Source organism: Kitasatospora sp. NPDC093558 (assembly GCF_040683475.1).
Lineage (GTDB): Bacteria > Actinomycetota > Actinomycetes > Streptomycetales > Streptomycetaceae > Kitasatospora.
Window position 1 is genome coordinate 1 of sequence record NZ_JBFBDY010000148.1, and the last position, 14255, is coordinate 14255.

General features: G+C 74.1%; 9 protein-coding genes. 7 read left to right on the forward strand and 2 right to left on the reverse strand.

The annotated features are described in order from the left end of the window. The first annotated feature begins 44 nt into the window (after window positions 1-44). From AB0O00_RS16780 to AB0O00_RS16800, 5 genes are all read left to right on the forward strand, one after another. On the forward strand, window positions 45-1595 hold the full coding sequence (locus tag AB0O00_RS16780; RefSeq protein WP_363652420.1) for a methyltransferase: 1551 nt from the start codon (window positions 45-47) through the stop codon (window positions 1593-1595). A gap of 192 nt (window positions 1596-1787) precedes the next feature. Continuing rightward, window positions 1788-2246: a DUF3592 domain-containing protein gene (locus tag AB0O00_RS16785; RefSeq protein WP_363652404.1), complete on the forward strand. Its 459-nt coding sequence runs from the start codon at window positions 1788-1790 to the stop codon at window positions 2244-2246. 459 nt (window positions 2247-2705) lie between these two features. After that, on the forward strand, window positions 2706-5564 hold the full coding sequence (gene topA, locus AB0O00_RS16790; RefSeq protein ID WP_363652406.1) for a type I DNA topoisomerase: 2859 nt from the start codon (window positions 2706-2708) through the stop codon (window positions 5562-5564). Window positions 5565-5756: 192 nt separating this feature from the next. Further along, window positions 5757-9197, forward strand: a complete 3441-nt coding sequence (tmk, locus tag AB0O00_RS16795) for a dTMP kinase (RefSeq protein WP_363652408.1) — start codon at window positions 5757-5759, stop codon at window positions 9195-9197. 407 nt (window positions 9198-9604) lie between these two features. Continuing rightward, window positions 9605-9928, forward strand: coding sequence for a hypothetical protein (locus AB0O00_RS16800; RefSeq protein WP_363652410.1), 324 nt, complete (start codon window positions 9605-9607; stop codon window positions 9926-9928). Here the strand turns inward: AB0O00_RS16800 and AB0O00_RS16805 are convergent. Beyond that, on the reverse strand, window positions 9906-10511 hold the full coding sequence (locus AB0O00_RS16805; protein ID WP_363652412.1) for a TetR/AcrR family transcriptional regulator: 606 nt from the start codon (window positions 10509-10511) through the stop codon (window positions 9906-9908). The genes AB0O00_RS16800 and AB0O00_RS16805 overlap by 23 nt on opposite strands. Window positions 10512-10606: 95 nt before the next feature. On the opposite strand from AB0O00_RS16805, the gene AB0O00_RS16810 reads away from it, so the two are divergent. Continuing rightward, on the forward strand, window positions 10607-11797 hold the full coding sequence (locus tag AB0O00_RS16810) for a macrolide family glycosyltransferase (protein ID WP_363652414.1): 1191 nt from the start codon (window positions 10607-10609) through the stop codon (window positions 11795-11797). On the opposite strand, the gene fdhD is transcribed toward AB0O00_RS16810, so the two are convergent. Further along, window positions 11787-12632: a formate dehydrogenase accessory sulfurtransferase FdhD gene (gene fdhD, locus AB0O00_RS16815; protein ID WP_363652416.1), complete on the reverse strand. Its 846-nt coding sequence runs from the start codon at window positions 12630-12632 to the stop codon at window positions 11787-11789. The genes AB0O00_RS16810 and fdhD overlap by 11 nt on opposite strands. A gap of 171 nt (window positions 12633-12803) precedes the next feature. On the opposite strand from fdhD, the gene hutH reads away from it, so the two are divergent. Beyond that, window positions 12804-14255 (forward strand): histidine ammonia-lyase (gene hutH / locus AB0O00_RS16820; protein WP_363652418.1); only part of this gene is annotated, 1452 nt, incomplete at its 3' end.

Here is a 14255-nt window from a genome sequence, read left to right on the forward strand (position 1 = left end):
CTCTGTCATGTACGGCATTGTGCTCGGGTTCCCGTGCGTCCGCCGTGACGGCCGCCACCACCCGGCTGCGCCTGCGCACGGACTGTGTCGGTGCCCTCGCCAAGCTGCGCGAGGCGCTGCTCGCCGCCTCGTTCACCGCCGACGGCTGCCTCGACCTGCTCGGGCCCACCGGCTACGCGGCGCTGGCCCGCAGCGAGGCGGTCCCGGCACTGCGCGCGACCCGCGGCGACGGCCCGCTGGAGACGCTGGTCCGGCTGTTCCTGCTCCAGCAGCCGGTGCCGTACAAGGCCGCCGCGGCCGCCCTGCCGGTCGAGGACTGCCTCGCGGACGGCTGGCTGCGCCCGGACGGCGACCTGGTGCGCGCCACCGTGGACGTCCGCCCGTACGCCAACGAGGTCGCCGGACTGCCCAGTTCGGACGCCTGGGTGGTCTCCGACCTGGGCTGCGCGGTCGGCGGCGCGGGCGGCATCGGCTCCGGCGAGACCGCGCACGGCGTGGCCCGCAGGGACCTCGTGCTCGGGGTCGGCGGCGCGTCCACGACGCTCGCCAACATCACCGTGCGCCGGCCGGTCCGGACCGCGCTGGACCTCGGTTCGGGCTCCGGCGTGCAGGCGCTGCACGCGGCCCGGCACGCCCAGAAGGTCACCGCCACCGACCTCAACCCGCGCGCGCTGCGCTTCTCCGAGCTGACCCTGGCGCTGTCCGGCTTCGACAACACCGAGGCCGCCGCCGGGAGCCTCTTCGAGCCGGTCGGGGACCGGAAGTTCGACCTGATCGTCTCCAACCCGCCGTTCGTCATCTCGCCGGCCGGCCGGTTCACCTACCGTGACGGCGGCATGGCCGGCGACGACCTGTGCCGCACCCTGGTCCGCTCCGCCGCCGCCCACCTGGAGCCGGGCGGCTACTGCCAGTTGCTGGCCAACTGGCAGCACGTCAAGGGCGAGGACTGGCACGAGCGGCTGGCCGGCTGGGTCGCGGGCACCGGGCTGGACGCCTGGATCGTCCAGCGCGAGGTCCAGGACGTGGCCCAGTACGCCGAGTTGTGGCTGCGCGACGGCGGCGACCACCGCGGTCCCGGCGGCGACTACCAGGCCCGGTACGGCGAGTGGCTGGACGCCTTCGAGGCGGGCCGGGTCGAGGGCATCGGGATGGGCTGGATCACCCTGCGGGCGAGCGGCGCCGAGCGTCCGACGGTCCGGGTGGAGGAGTGGCCGCACCCGGTGGAGCAGCCCCTCGGCCCGCACATCGAGGAGTGGTTCGACCGGCAGGACTTCCTGCGCTCGCACGACGACGCGGGCCTGCTCGCGGCCCGGTACGTGCTGGCCGACGAGGTCGTCCAGGAGCAGGTCGGCGCGCCCGGCGCGGAGGACCCGGAGCACGTGATCCTGCGTCACAACCGCGGCATGCGGCGGGCCACCAAGGTGGACACCGTCGGCGCGGGCTTCGTCGGGGTCTGCGACGGGACGCTGTCGGCGGGCGAGATCGTGGACGCCATCGCGCAGTTGCTCGGCGAGGACCGCGTCGTCCTGCGGGACCGCGTGCCGGAGTCGCTGCGGCTGCTGACCGAGCAGGGCTTCATCCGTCCCGTCGCCTGATGCCCACAAGCCCTCGGCACCAGTGAACCGGTGGACCGGGGGCCCGTCGCCCGAGGGGGACGGGCTGCCGGTTCACCTTCCCGTAGCCCCTGGTTCGTCCGTCGGCCTCCGGGCAGCCGTCCGGCGTTGGCTCCCCACTGCAAGGCTCTGTCCACAGGCTGTGGACAGAGCTGGGGAGCCGGGGGGCGAGGGGTGGACAGGACGACGGCGGTCGTGGGCGGGCTGGTGCTCGCCCTGTTCGGTGGCGCGCTGCTGCTCTGGTGCGCCGCCGAAGTGCGCCTTCGCCACCGGATCCGCCGGCGGGGGGTGCCGGCCGAGGCCGTCGTCGTCGCCGAGGACGACCCGCACGGCGAGCTCGACAGCGCGCCGTTGCTCGCCTTCTCCGCCCTGCCATCGGTCGGCGGCTCCGGCACCGGGCGGTACGCCGAGCGGGTGCTCGCCCGTCCGCGCGGCCACACGCCGCTGCGCCGCCCCGCCCGCTTCGCCCCCGGCACGGCCGTCCGGGTCTGTTACGACCCGCGCCGCCCGGAGCGCGTCGTCCTGGCGGCGGGGGAGATCAGCCGCCCGGCGGTGGCGGACCTGCTGTGGAGCGCGCTCGGCACCTGTTGCCTGGCGGCGGGGACGGGCCTGCTGGCCGCCGTCGTCGGCTGAACCCGCCGGGCCGGGACCGCTCGCTTGGCTCCCGCTGGCCGCCCCGGTTTCTCGGCTCGCTTGGCTCCCGTCGGCCGCGCCGGTTTCTCGGCTCGCTTGGCTCCCGTCGGCCGCGCCGGTCGACCCGGCTGGTTCGCGCCATCCGGCCCCGTGCGCTCCGCCGATTTTCCGTTGACAGATCTTGAAATCCGTCATTCCATCCTCCGGAACCCGCCGATGCCCCCCTCCACGGGGCGCGATGCTCCATCATCGGGTTACCGTTCGAGTGGCGTCGGTGGGCCTGGCAAGTGAAAACGCGGGATCCGTCCGTTTGACAAGGGTGGCCGGGGTACGGTCACACTCCGCTGGTGGGGTCGTCGTTCAGCGGCTGCCCCGGGACGGTGGAAGGGGTCGGGCGGAGCGCAGCCCGTGCTGCCGGCGCCGACCAGCTCACATAACGACCGGGAGAGAAGAGCGAAGGTGTCCCCGAGCAGCGAGACCGCGCACGGACAGCGACTCGTCATTGTCGAGTCGCCGGCCAAGGCGAAGACGATCAAGGGCTACCTGGGCCCCGGCTACATCGTCGAGGCGAGCGTCGGGCACATCCGCGACCTGCCCAGCACCGCGGCCGAGGTGCCGGACAAGTACACCGGCGAGGTGCGCCGCCTCGGGGTGGACGTGGACCACGACTTCGCTCCCATCTACGTGGTCAACGCGGACAAGAAGTCCCAGGTCAGCAAGTTGAAGTCGCTGCTCGCGGAGTCCGACGAGCTCTTCCTCGCCACCGATGAGGACCGCGAGGGCGAGGCCATCGCGTGGCACCTCCAGCAGGTCCTCAAGCCCAAGGTGCCGGTGCACCGGATGGTGTTCCACGAGATCACCAAGACGGCCATCCAGGAGGCGGTGGCCAACCCGCGCGAGCTGAACCAGCGCCTGGTCGACGCCCAGGAGACCCGCCGCATCCTCGACCGCCTCTACGGCTTCGAGGTCTCGCCGGTGCTGTGGAAGAAGGTCATGCCGAAGCTGTCGGCCGGCCGCGTGCAGTCCGTCGCGACCCGCCTGGTGGTCGAGCGCGAGCGCGAGCGGATCGCCTTCCGCAGCGCGTCCTACTGGGACCTCGTCGGCACCTTCGGCACCGGCCGCACCCCGGCCGACGCGGCCAACCCGGAGACCTTCGGCGCCCGGCTCGCGAGCGTCGACGGCAAGCGGATCGCCAGCGGCCGCGACTTCGGTTCGGACGGCCGCCTGAAGGCCGGCAGCACCAACACCCTCCACCTGGACGAGCAGGCCGCCCGCCAGCTGGCCGCCGCCCTGGAGCGGACCGCGTTCAGCGTCCGCAGCGTCGAGTCCAAGCCCTACCGCCGCTCGCCGTACGCGCCGTTCCGCACCACCACGCTCCAGCAGGAGGCCAGCCGCAAGCTGGGCTTCGGCGCCAAGCGGACCATGCAGGTGGCCCAGAAGCTGTACGAGAACGGCTTCATCACCTATATGCGCACCGACTCCACCACCCTGTCGGACACCGCGGTCTCCGCCGCCCGCGCGCAGGTCACCCAGCTGTACGGCGCCGACTACCTGCCGGACGCCCCGCGCACCTACGCGAGCAAGGTCAAGAACGCCCAGGAGGCGCACGAGGCCGTCCGCCCCTCCGGCGACCGCTTCCGTACCCCGGCCGAGACCGGCCTGAGCGGTGACGACTTCCGGCTGTACGAGCTGATCTGGATGCGCACCGTCGCCTCCCAGATGAAGGACGCGGTCGGCCAGTCCGTCACCGTCCGGGTCGGCGGCACCTCCGCGGACGGCCGGGACGTCGAGTTCTCCGCCTCCGGCAAGATCATCACCTTCCACGGTTTCCTCAAGGCCTACGTCGAGGGCGCCGACGACCCGAACGCCGAGCTCGACGACCGCGAGCGCCGGCTGCCGCAGGTCGCCCAGGGCGACCCGCTGGCCGCCGACCAGCTCACCCCCGAGGGCCACGCGACCAAGCCGCCGGCGCGCTACACCGAGGCCTCGCTGGTCAAGGAGCTGGAGGACCGGGAGATCGGCCGCCCCTCCACGTACGCGTCGATCATCGACACGATCATCCAGCGCCGGTACGTCTTCAAGAAGGGGACGGCGCTCGTCCCCTCCTTCCTCTCCTTCGCCGTGGTCAACCTGCTGGAGAAGCACTTCGGCCGGCTGGTCGACTACGACTTCACCGCCAAGATGGAGGACGACCTCGACCGGATCGCCGCCGGTGAGGCGCAGTCCGTGCCGTGGCTGAAGCGCTTCTACTTCGGCGAGGGCGAGGGCATCGAGACCGGGCGCGCCGCCGACGCGGGCAACGGCGACGGCGACCACCTGGGCGGCCTGAAGGAGCTCGTCACCGACCTCGGCGCGATCGACGCGCGCGAGATCAGCTCGTTCCGCGTCAGCGACGACATCACCCTGCGGGTCGGCCGCTACGGTCCGTACGTCGAGCGCGCCTCCGCCGTCGAGGGCGAGCCCGGCCAGCGCGCCGACATCCCGGACGACCTGCCGCCGGACGAGCTCACCGTCGAGCTGGCCGAGGAGCTGCTGGCCAAGCCCAGCGGCGACTTCGAGCTCGGCCCGGACCCCGTCAGCGGCAACATGCTGGTCGCCAAGGACGGCCGCTACGGCCCGTACGTGACCGAGATCCTGCCCGAGGGCACCCCGAAGACGGGCAAGAACGCGGTCAAGCCGCGCACCGCCTCGCTGTTCAAGACGATGTCGCTGGAGAGCGTCACCCTGGAGGACGCGCTGCGGCTGCTCTCGCTGCCGCGCGTGGTCGGGGCGGACGCCGAGGGCGTCGAGATCACCGCGCAGAACGGCCGCTACGGTCCGTACCTCAAGCGCGGCACCGACTCGCGCTCGCTCACCAGCGAGGACCAGCTCTTCACGATCACCCTCGACGAGGCGCTGGCGATCTACGCGCAGCCCAAGCAGCGCGGCCGGGCCGCCGCCGCCCCGCCGCTGCGCGAGCTCGGCACGGACCCGGTCAGCGAGCGTCCGGTCGTGGTCAAGGACGGCCGCTTCGGGCCGTACGTGACCGACGGCGAGACCAACGCCACGCTGCGCAAGGACGACGACGTCGCCACGATCACGCCGGAGCGCGGCTACGAGCTGCTCGCCGAGAAGCGGGCGCGCGGGCCGGTGAAGAAGACGGCGAAGAAGGCCCCGGCGAAGAAGGCGGCCGCCACCAAGACGGCGGCGACCAAGACCGCGGCGAAGAAGACCGCAGCGAAGAAGACGGCGGCCAAGAAGACCACCACGGCCGCGGCGAAGAAGACGGCGGCGAAGAAGACTGCCGCCAGCAAGACCACCGCCACCGACGAGGGCTGACGCTCCGACGACGGCACTCGGGCCCGCGCCCCCTTCACCGGGGGCGCGGGCCCTCGGCGTGTCGCGGGTGGGCCCGAGGGCCGTTCGGGGCCGGCGGGTGTGTGTGCGGGGATCGTCACAACCCGGTGATGAGCGCGATCCGGAACGCCGTTCATCGCTTTCCGGCCAACCCCCGACCGCTACGCTGACCGTATGACGAGCGAGGAGCAGCCCACCCCCAGCGCCGCCCCGGCCGCCAGAGCCGCGATGCCCGACCTGCCCGAGGTCGCGCCCGCCGGAACCCCGGTGGAACGGGCCCGCGCGCTGCTGCGTACGCGGTCCTACCGGCGCCTGTGGACCAACCAGCTGATCGGCGGCACCGCCGACCGGCTCGGCGAACTGGTGCTGCTCGCGCTCACCGTGATCGCCACCGCGCTCGGCGGTCAGTTCGGCGACCTGCCGCGCAGCCTCGCCTTCGCCATCGCCGCGGTCTTCGCCGCCCGGCTGGCGGCCACCCTGCTGACCGGCGTCCTGCTCCTGGGGCCGGTGCACCAGCTGGTCGTCGGCAAGCTGGACCGGCGCTGGACGCTGTTCGGCGCGGACGCGCTGCGCGCCGTACTGATCGGCATCGCGCCCTGGTGGGCCGTGTGGCTGGGCTCCGGCCCGAAGCCGTCCGGCGCCGCCGTGTACGTCCTGCTCGCCACCGTCTTCGTGACCGGCGCCGCCGAGCGCGTGTGGGCGGTCGCCAAGGACGCCGCCGTCCCCGGCCTGCTGCCGGCCGCCGACCCGTACGCCCCCGTCGCCGAGCAGCGGCCGTCCGCCGCCAACCTGGAGACCGTCCGGAGCGTCGACCGGTTCACCGGCTGGGTCTGCCTGCCGCTCGCCGCCGTCGGCCTGGTCGCGTTCACCCTGCTCAACAACATCTTCGCGGCGCTCGGCTCGGACTGGCTCCGGGCCCACCAGGTGACCTTCGCCGCCCTCGGCGCGGCCGGCCTGTTCACCGCCTCCGCCGTCCGCGGCTACCTCCAGCAGCTGGCCGTCGGCCCGGTCGCCGTCGCCCCGTACTCGCCGCTGCAGGGCCTGCGCGCCCCGACGGACGCGACCCCCGGCCCCGCCCTCAAGAAGGGCCGCACCGGCAGCGCCCCCTACTTCACCTTCGCCGTCGCCGCCGCCTACGCCTCGATGGCCGGCGTCGCCGCGCTCGCGCTGCTCACCGCCGCCGAGCACCGCGCCGGGCCGATCGGCTACGGCCTGCTCGTGCTGGCCGCCACCGGCGCGCCGGCCGCCGGCGTCCGGCTCACCCGGGCCACCCTGCCCTCCCTCGCCCGCCGCCGGCTGCTCGCGCTGGCGCTGATCACCGAGGGCGTGACCCTGATCCTGGCCGGGCTCGTGCTCGACTACGTCCTGGTCCTGCTGCTCACCGTGCTGGCTGGCCTCGCCGCCGGGATCGTCGTCTCGGCCGGGCGCACCCTGCTCGCGCAGGAGGTCGAGGAGGCCCGGCTGCCCAAGGTCACCGAGCACCTGTACGCGGTGCTGCGGGTGGTCGTCGGTGCCGCGCTGGTCGCCGTCCCGCTGATCGCCGGGGCCTACGGCGACGTCGAGTACGGCACGGTCGAGCCCGGCTCGTTCACGTTCATCCACGGCGGCGCGGCCCTCGCGGTCGCCACCGCAGGCCTGCTCACGCTGGTGCTCGCCGCCGTCGTGCTGGTCAAGACCGACGACCGGCGCGGCACCGCCCCGTTCGGCCGCGACCTGGTCGACGCCGTCCGCGGCGGCAGCGGCCCGGCGCCGCACCGCACCACCGGCACCGGCTTCTTCATCGCCCTGGAGGGCGGCGACGGCGCCGGCAAGTCCACCCAGGCCCAGGCGCTCGCCGAGTGGATCCGCGGCAAGGGCCACGAGGTGGTGCTCACCCGCGAGCCCGGCGGCAGCCCGGTCGGGCAGCGGCTGCGCGGCCTCGTCCTGGACGTCGGCAACACCGGCCTCTCGCACCGCGCCGAGGCCCTGATCTACGCGGCCGACCGGGCCGAGCACGTCGAGAACGTCATCCGCCCCGCCCTCGCGCGCGGCGCCGTCGTCATCACCGACCGGTACATGGACTCCTCCATCGCCTACCAGGGCGCCGGCCGCGACCTCGCCGCGACCGAGGTCGCGCGGATCTCCCGCTGGGCCACCGGCGGACTGGTGCCCGACCTGACCGTCGTCCTGGACGTCGACCCGACCAAGGCCCGCGAGCGCTTCACCGAGGCGCTGGACCGGCTGGAGTCCGAGCCGACCGAGTTCCACCAGCGGGTCCGCTCCGGCTTCCTCGCCCTCGCGGCGGCCGACCCGGCGCGCTACCTGGTCGTCGACGCCGGTCAGGCGCCCGGCTTCGTCACCACCGCGATCCGCCACCGGCTCGACCGCGAGCTGCCCCTCTCCGAGCAGGAGAAGGCCGCCCGGGTCGAGCAGGAGCGGCTGGCGCGGGAGGCCGCCGAGCGGCGCGCCGCCGAGGAGGCCCGGAAGAAGGCCGAGGCGGAGGCCGCCGAGCGCAAGCGGCTGGAACTCCTGGAGCAGCTGCGGGCCGAGCAGGCCGAGAACGAGCGGCTGGCCAAGGAGGAGGCCGAGCGGGTCGCCGCCGAGGCCCGCCGCAAGGCCGAGGAGGAGGCGCGGCGCCGCGCCGAGGAGGAAGCCCGCCGACGGGCCGAGGAAGAGGCGCGCCGCAAGGCCGAGGAGGAGGTTCGCCTCGCGGCCGAGGCCGCCGAGCGGCAGCGGCTCGCCGCCGAAGCGGCCGCGCAGGCGGAACTCCAGCGGCAGCGGGAGCTCCAGCGCGAGGAGCAGCGCCGCCGTGCGGAGGAGGCGCTCCAGCGCGCCGAGGAGGCCCGGCTCGCTGCGGCTGCTGAGGCAGCTGCTGCGGCCGAGACGGCGGCGGGGCGGGCCGGGGACGCGGCCACCACGCAGCTGCGGGCGCCGGAGGGTGTGGCGGCGGGTGCTTCGGGGCCGGCCGAGGAGGTCGACGAGGTCGACGAGACCACGCGCGAGCTGTCGCTGCGGGACCGGCGGTCGGCTGCTGAGCTGCCGGCGGTTCCGTCCGCTCCGCCTGCTCCTTCGGTTCCGCCCGTTCCGTCGGCTGCGGTGGACGAGACTGCGGTGCTGCCGCGGGTTCCGGGCGGGGCGGCCGCCGACGAGACGGCCAAGCTGCCTCGGGTGCCGGACGGCCCGGCTGCGGTGGACGAGACTGCCGTGCTGCCGAAGGTGCCGGCGGAGGCCGACCGGACCGCGGTGCTGCCGAAGGTCGCGCCTGGTCGTGCCGAGGACCGGGTGCCCCCTGGCCTGTGGCGCGAGGAGCCCGCGGAGACCACCCGCGAGCTTCCGGTGGTCGGCGAGGAACAGTCCCCGGCCGGCGCCTCCGAGCCGCGCCGGCGGCCGGACTGGGCCGAGGAGACGCCGATGGACGACCTCCCTAGCCTCACCGACACGCTGCTCGGCTCGCGCGACGAGTGGTCCCGTTGGGAGCGGGGCGGCGGCCCCGGCCCGGACCCGCAGGCCCCTCAGGACCCGCAGGCCCCTCAGGGCCCGCAGGCTCCGCGCGGCGGCGCTGGTGGGGGTACCGGTTCCGAGGGCGGCGACGAGCAGGGCAAGGGCAAGGGGCGTCGCTGGGGGCGCAAGGGCTGATTCGGCGCTGCGGTTCCGCTGCGCGGGGCTTGGGGTTCTGTGGGCTCTCGGGTGGGTGACGCCGGGGGTGGCTGCGGGGGTGGCCGCTCCGGGGGCTGGATGATTTTCCGACTGCCGACTCTGTGGGTGGGGGGCTTGGACCGTTGGCAGTCTGAAAATCACCCGTCACGCCCCTCTCCGCGGCCACCCCCTCCGCCACCCCCTCCCGCAGCGCTCCCTCTCGCCTTGGGAGGGATGGGGGTGGGGGGTGGGTGCATCGGTGCGGGGCGGTCTTGCATGTGCCGGTTTCGTGACTGGCGGGTCCGGGGTCCGTTCCGGTTGCCGGGCAGGGGGTGTTTCGTGGGTGGGGGGCGGTGCCATCGTGGGGCCGGGGGCCGGTGGTCGGCCCGGACGGGGGAAGCGGGGCCGTGGGCAGACGCTTGGTGAGTGCGGCGGTGGCCGGGGTGTTCGCGTTCGGGGGTGCCCTGGCGGTGGCCGGGCCCGCCGAGGCGGCGCCTGTGGTGCGGACGGTGGGTGCCTTGTCCGGGGAGCGGGTGCCCGTTCCGGTGCACGCCTCCGTCGGGTCTCATCACGTCACGGACGTGGCGGTCACCCGTTACAAGTCCAAGCGCAGGAACCGGGGTTTCGTGTCGCGCACGATCGGGCGGAGCTTCGGCTTCGTCTGGGTGCTGCTGTTCGTCGTCCTGCTGGTCGTGATCGTGGTCGTGGTCAGTCGCCGCAGCCGGCGTTGAGGGCCCGCAGCACGGCCTCGACGAGTTGGTCGGCGTGGTCGTGGGTGAGTGGGCCGAGGCGGAACATCCAGCGGTAGTGGAGCGGGCCGTAGAAGAGCTCCACGGCGAGGTCGAGGTCGGCGTCGGGGGCGATGTGGCCGGCCTCGCGGGCGCTGCGGAAGCGCCGGCGGGTGACCTCCAGGAGCGGGTCCATCAGACGGGTGCGGTACTCGGCGTGCAGGGCCGGGTCGGTGACGATCTCGGCGATCATGACGCGGGCGGTCGGGTCGAAGGCCGGGTCCGTGAGCTGGTCCGTGGAGGGGCGCAGGACGGCCCGCAGGTCGGCGCGGAGGTCACCGGTGTCGGGGAGGGCGATGCCGCCCTCGTGCTCGCTGTCGGCGAGGAAGGCGTCGAAGACGACCGCGCCCTTCGACGGCCACCAGCGGTAGATGGTCTGCTTGCCGACGCCGGCCCGGGCCGCGATCGCCTCGATGGTGAGCTTGCGGTAGCCGACCTCGGCGACGAGTTCGGCGGCGGCGGCGAGCACGGCGGCGCGGGAGCGCTCGCTGCGGCGCGCGGGGTCGGGGGCGGGTCTGGCGGCCATGCCGGAAATTCTATGCGGAACGGCAAGACGAGACGTATCGTCTTGTTGTGGCGAGACGATACGTCTCGTCTTCCCTTGGATGCGGAGGTTTCCCCATGTCCCGACGTGCACACATCCTCATGGTTTCCGTCCCGGCCCACGGGCACGTCAACCCCAGCCTCGCCGTGATCTCCGAGCTGGTCGCCCGGGGGCACCGGGTCAGCTACGTCAACGATCCGTCGTTCCGCGAGCTCGTCGAGTCGACGGGGGCGCGGTTCGTCCCGTATCCGACGAAGTTGCCGCTCGCGGATGATCCGGAGGGGTGGGTGGAGGATCCGGTGGGGATCCAGGAGCTGTTCCTGGACGATGCCCTTGCGATGCACGCGGTGCTGCTGGAGGCCTTCGAGGACGACCGGCCCGATGTGGTGCTCTGCGACATCGCGGGCTTCGCCGGGCGGGCGTTCGGGGAGCGGCTGGGGGTGCCGGTGGTGCAGCTGTCGCCCTCGATGGTCGCCTGGGAGGGCTTCGAGGAGGACCTGGCCGAGGCGCTGGCGGCGGTTCGCGAGGGCGCCGGTGGACCCGAGCACTACCGGCGGTTCGCCGACTGGCTCGCCGAGGCCGGTGCGGTGGAGCGTGACGTGGACGCGTTCAAGGGGCGTCCGACGAGGGCCGTCGCGCTCATCCCCCGTGCGATGCAGCCCAACGCGGACCGGGTCGACGAGCAGCGGGTCTCGTTCGTCGGGCCCTGCTTCGGTGACCGTGCCCACCAGGGCGAGTGGCACCGGCCGGAGGGGGCCGAGAAGGTGCTGCTGGTCTCGCTCGGCTCGGCGTTCACGCACCGGCCGGCGTTCTACCGGGCCTGCATCGAGGCCTTCGGCGACCTGCCGGGCTGGCACACGGTGCTCCAGGTCGGCGCCCACACCGACCTGGCCGAGCTGGGCGAGGTGCCCGGCACCGTCGAGGTGCACCGGTGGGTGCCGCAGTTGACGGTGCTCTCGCAGGCGGACGCCTTCGTCACCCACGCGGGCATGGGCGGCTCCAGCGAGGGGCTCTTCCACGGCGTGCCGATGATCGCGGTGCCGCAGGCGGCCGACCAGTTCGGCAACGCGGACGCGCTGGTGGGGCTCGGTGTCGCCCGTCGGATCGATACCGGGGAGGCCACGCCGGAGGCGCTGCGCGGTGCCTTGCTGGAGCTCGTCGGCGATCCGGCGGTGGCCGAGCGGCTGGCGGCGCTCGCGGCTGCCGGACGGGCCGAGGGCGGTACCGCGCGGGCCGCTGATCTGATCGAGGCCGAGCTCAGCGGGTGACGGCGGGGGCGGGCGCGGCGATCCGGTCGGGCCGGGTGTAGACGTTCGCGCCCTCGCCGCGCAGGAAGCCCACCAGGGTCAGGCCCAGTTCCTCGGCGAGGTCGACCGCGAGCGAGGACGGCGCCGAGACGGCCGCGAGCAGCGGGACGCCCGCCAGCGCGGCCTTCTGGGTCAGCTCGAACGAGGCCCGTCCGCTGACCAGCAGGACGTGCCCGGTCAGCGGCAGCCGGCCCTCGCGCAGGGCCCAGCCGACCACCTTGTCCACGGCGTTGTGCCGCCCGACGTCCTCGCGGGCGCACAGGAGTTCGCCGGTCGCGGCGTCGAACAGGCCGGCGGCGTGCAGGCCGCCGGTGGAGTCGAACGTGCGCTGGGCGGCGCGGAGCTTCTCCGGGAGGGCGTAGAGGACGGACGGCTCGACGCTGAGCGGGTCCTCGGCGATCGGGTGCCGCACATGGGTGCGGACGGCGTCGACGGTGTCCCGGCCGCACAGGCCGCACGCGCTGGTGGTCAGCAGGTTGCGGTGCGCGGAGAGCGGCAGGGGGCGGGCGCCGCGCAGGGTGGCGTCGACGACGTTGTACGTGTTGGCGCCCTCCTCGTCGGTGCCGGCGCAGTACCGCAGGGCGGCGAGGTCCTCGGTGGTGTGCACCAGGCCCTCGCCGACCAGGAAGCCGGCCACCAGGTCGAAGTCCTGCCCGGGCGTGCGCATGGTGACGGTCAGCGGCTCGCCGCCGACCCGGATCTCCAGCGGCTCCTCCGCCGCCAGCGCGTCCGGCCGCACCCCGCGCTCGTTCCCCTGCAGCCGCACCACTCGCCGCCGCGCCGTCGCCCGCGTCATCGCCCCGCCACCTCCGTACGTGTTCCTGCCCACCAGCGTGCGGCATGCGGGAGGCGGATATCCACGCGGGGAGGGGGTCGGAGTGCGGGCGCGGGCGGTACGGCGGAAAATCCGAATGGCGAGCACCTGTTGTCATATCTTCATTCGCCTGATGTGATGGTGAATATGGATATGCACAGTGCTGCGGCCTCCGACTCGCCGCTCGTCCAGGTCGGCAAGGCCGACGTCAGCGCCGAGGACGTGCTGGCCGTCGCCCGGGGCAACGCCCGGGTCGAGATCGGGCCGGACGCGCTCGCCGAGATGGCGGCGGCCCGGGCCCGCATCGATGCTCTCGCGGCCGAGCCGCGTCCCGTCTACGGCGTGTCCACCGGCTTCGGTGCGCTCGCCGTCCGGCACATCAGCCCCGAGCTGCGCGCCCAGCTGCAGCGCTCGCTGGTGCGCTCGCACGCGGCCGGGATGGGCCCGGCGGTCGAGCGCGAGGTGGTCCGGGCGCTGATGTTCCTGCGGATGAAGACGCTGGCCTCCGGCCGCACCGGCGTCCGTCCGCTGGTCGCCCAGACCATGGCCGCGCTGCTGAACGCCGGCATCACCCCCGTCGTGCGGGAGTTCGGCTCGCTCGGCTGCTCCGGCGACCTCGCGCCGCTCTCGCACTGCGCGCTGGTGCTGATGGGCGAGGGCGTGGCCACCGGCCCGGACGGCGTGGAGAAGCCCGCCGCCGAGCTGCTGGCCGCGGCCGGCATCGAGCCGGTCGAGCTGCTGGAGAAGGAGGGCCTCGCCCTCATCAACGGCACCGACGGCATGCTCGGCATGCTGGTGATGGCCATCTCCGACCTGAGCCGCCTGTTCACCACCGCCGACATCACCGCCGCGATGAGCCTGGAGGCGCTGCTCGGCACCGACAAGGTGCTCGCCCCCGAGCTGCACGCCCCGATCCGCCCGCACCCGGGCCAGGCGCTGAGCGCGGCCAACATGCTCGCCGTCCTCAAGGGCTCCGGCCTCACCGGCCACCACCAGGACGACGCGCCGCGCGTCCAGGACGCCTACTCGATCCGCTGCGCCCCGCAGGTGGCCGGCGCGGGCCGCGACACCGTCGCGCACGCCCAGCTGGTCGCCTCGCGCGAGCTCGCCGCCTCGGTGGACAACCCGGTCGTGCTGCCCGACGGCCGGGTGGAGTCCAACGGAAACTTCCACGGCGCGCCGGTCGCGTACGTGCTGGACTTCCTCGCCATCGCGGCCGCCGACCTCGGCTCGATCTCCGAGCGGCGCACCGACCGGCTGCTGGACAAGGCGCGTTCGCACGGCCTGCCGGCCTTCCTGGCCGACGACCCGGGCGTGGACTCCGGTCTGATGATCGCCCAGTACACCCAGGCGGCGCTGGTCAGCGAGAACAAGCGGCTCGCCGTCCCGGCCTCGGTCGACTCGATCCCGTCCTCCGCGATGCAGGAGGACCACGTGTCGATGGGCTGGTCCGCGGCCCGCAAGCTGCGCCAGGCGGTCGAGAACCTGGGCCGGATCCTCGCGGTCGAACTCACCGCCGCCGCCCGTGCGCTGGAGATCCGCCAGCAGGCCGACTCGGCCGGCCGGCTCGCCCCGGCCACCGCGGCCGCGGTGGCCGCCGCCCGC

Bases quoted from the DNA above. Each gene is read 5' to 3' on its own strand.
- AB0O00_RS16810 (WP_363652414.1), top strand. From the start codon at position 10,607: ATGTCCCGACGTGCACACATCCTCATGGTTTCCGTCCCGGCCCACGGG.
- tmk (WP_363652408.1), top strand. From the start codon at position 5,757: ATGACGAGCGAGGAGCAGCCCACCCCCAGCGCCGCCCCGGCCGCCAGA.
- AB0O00_RS16805 (WP_363652412.1), bottom strand. From the start codon at position 10,511: ATGGCCGCCAGACCCGCCCCCGACCCCGCGCGCCGCAGCGAGCGCTCC.
- fdhD (WP_363652416.1), bottom strand. From the start codon at position 12,632: ATGACGCGGGCGACGGCGCGGCGGCGAGTGGTGCGGCTGCAGGGGAAC.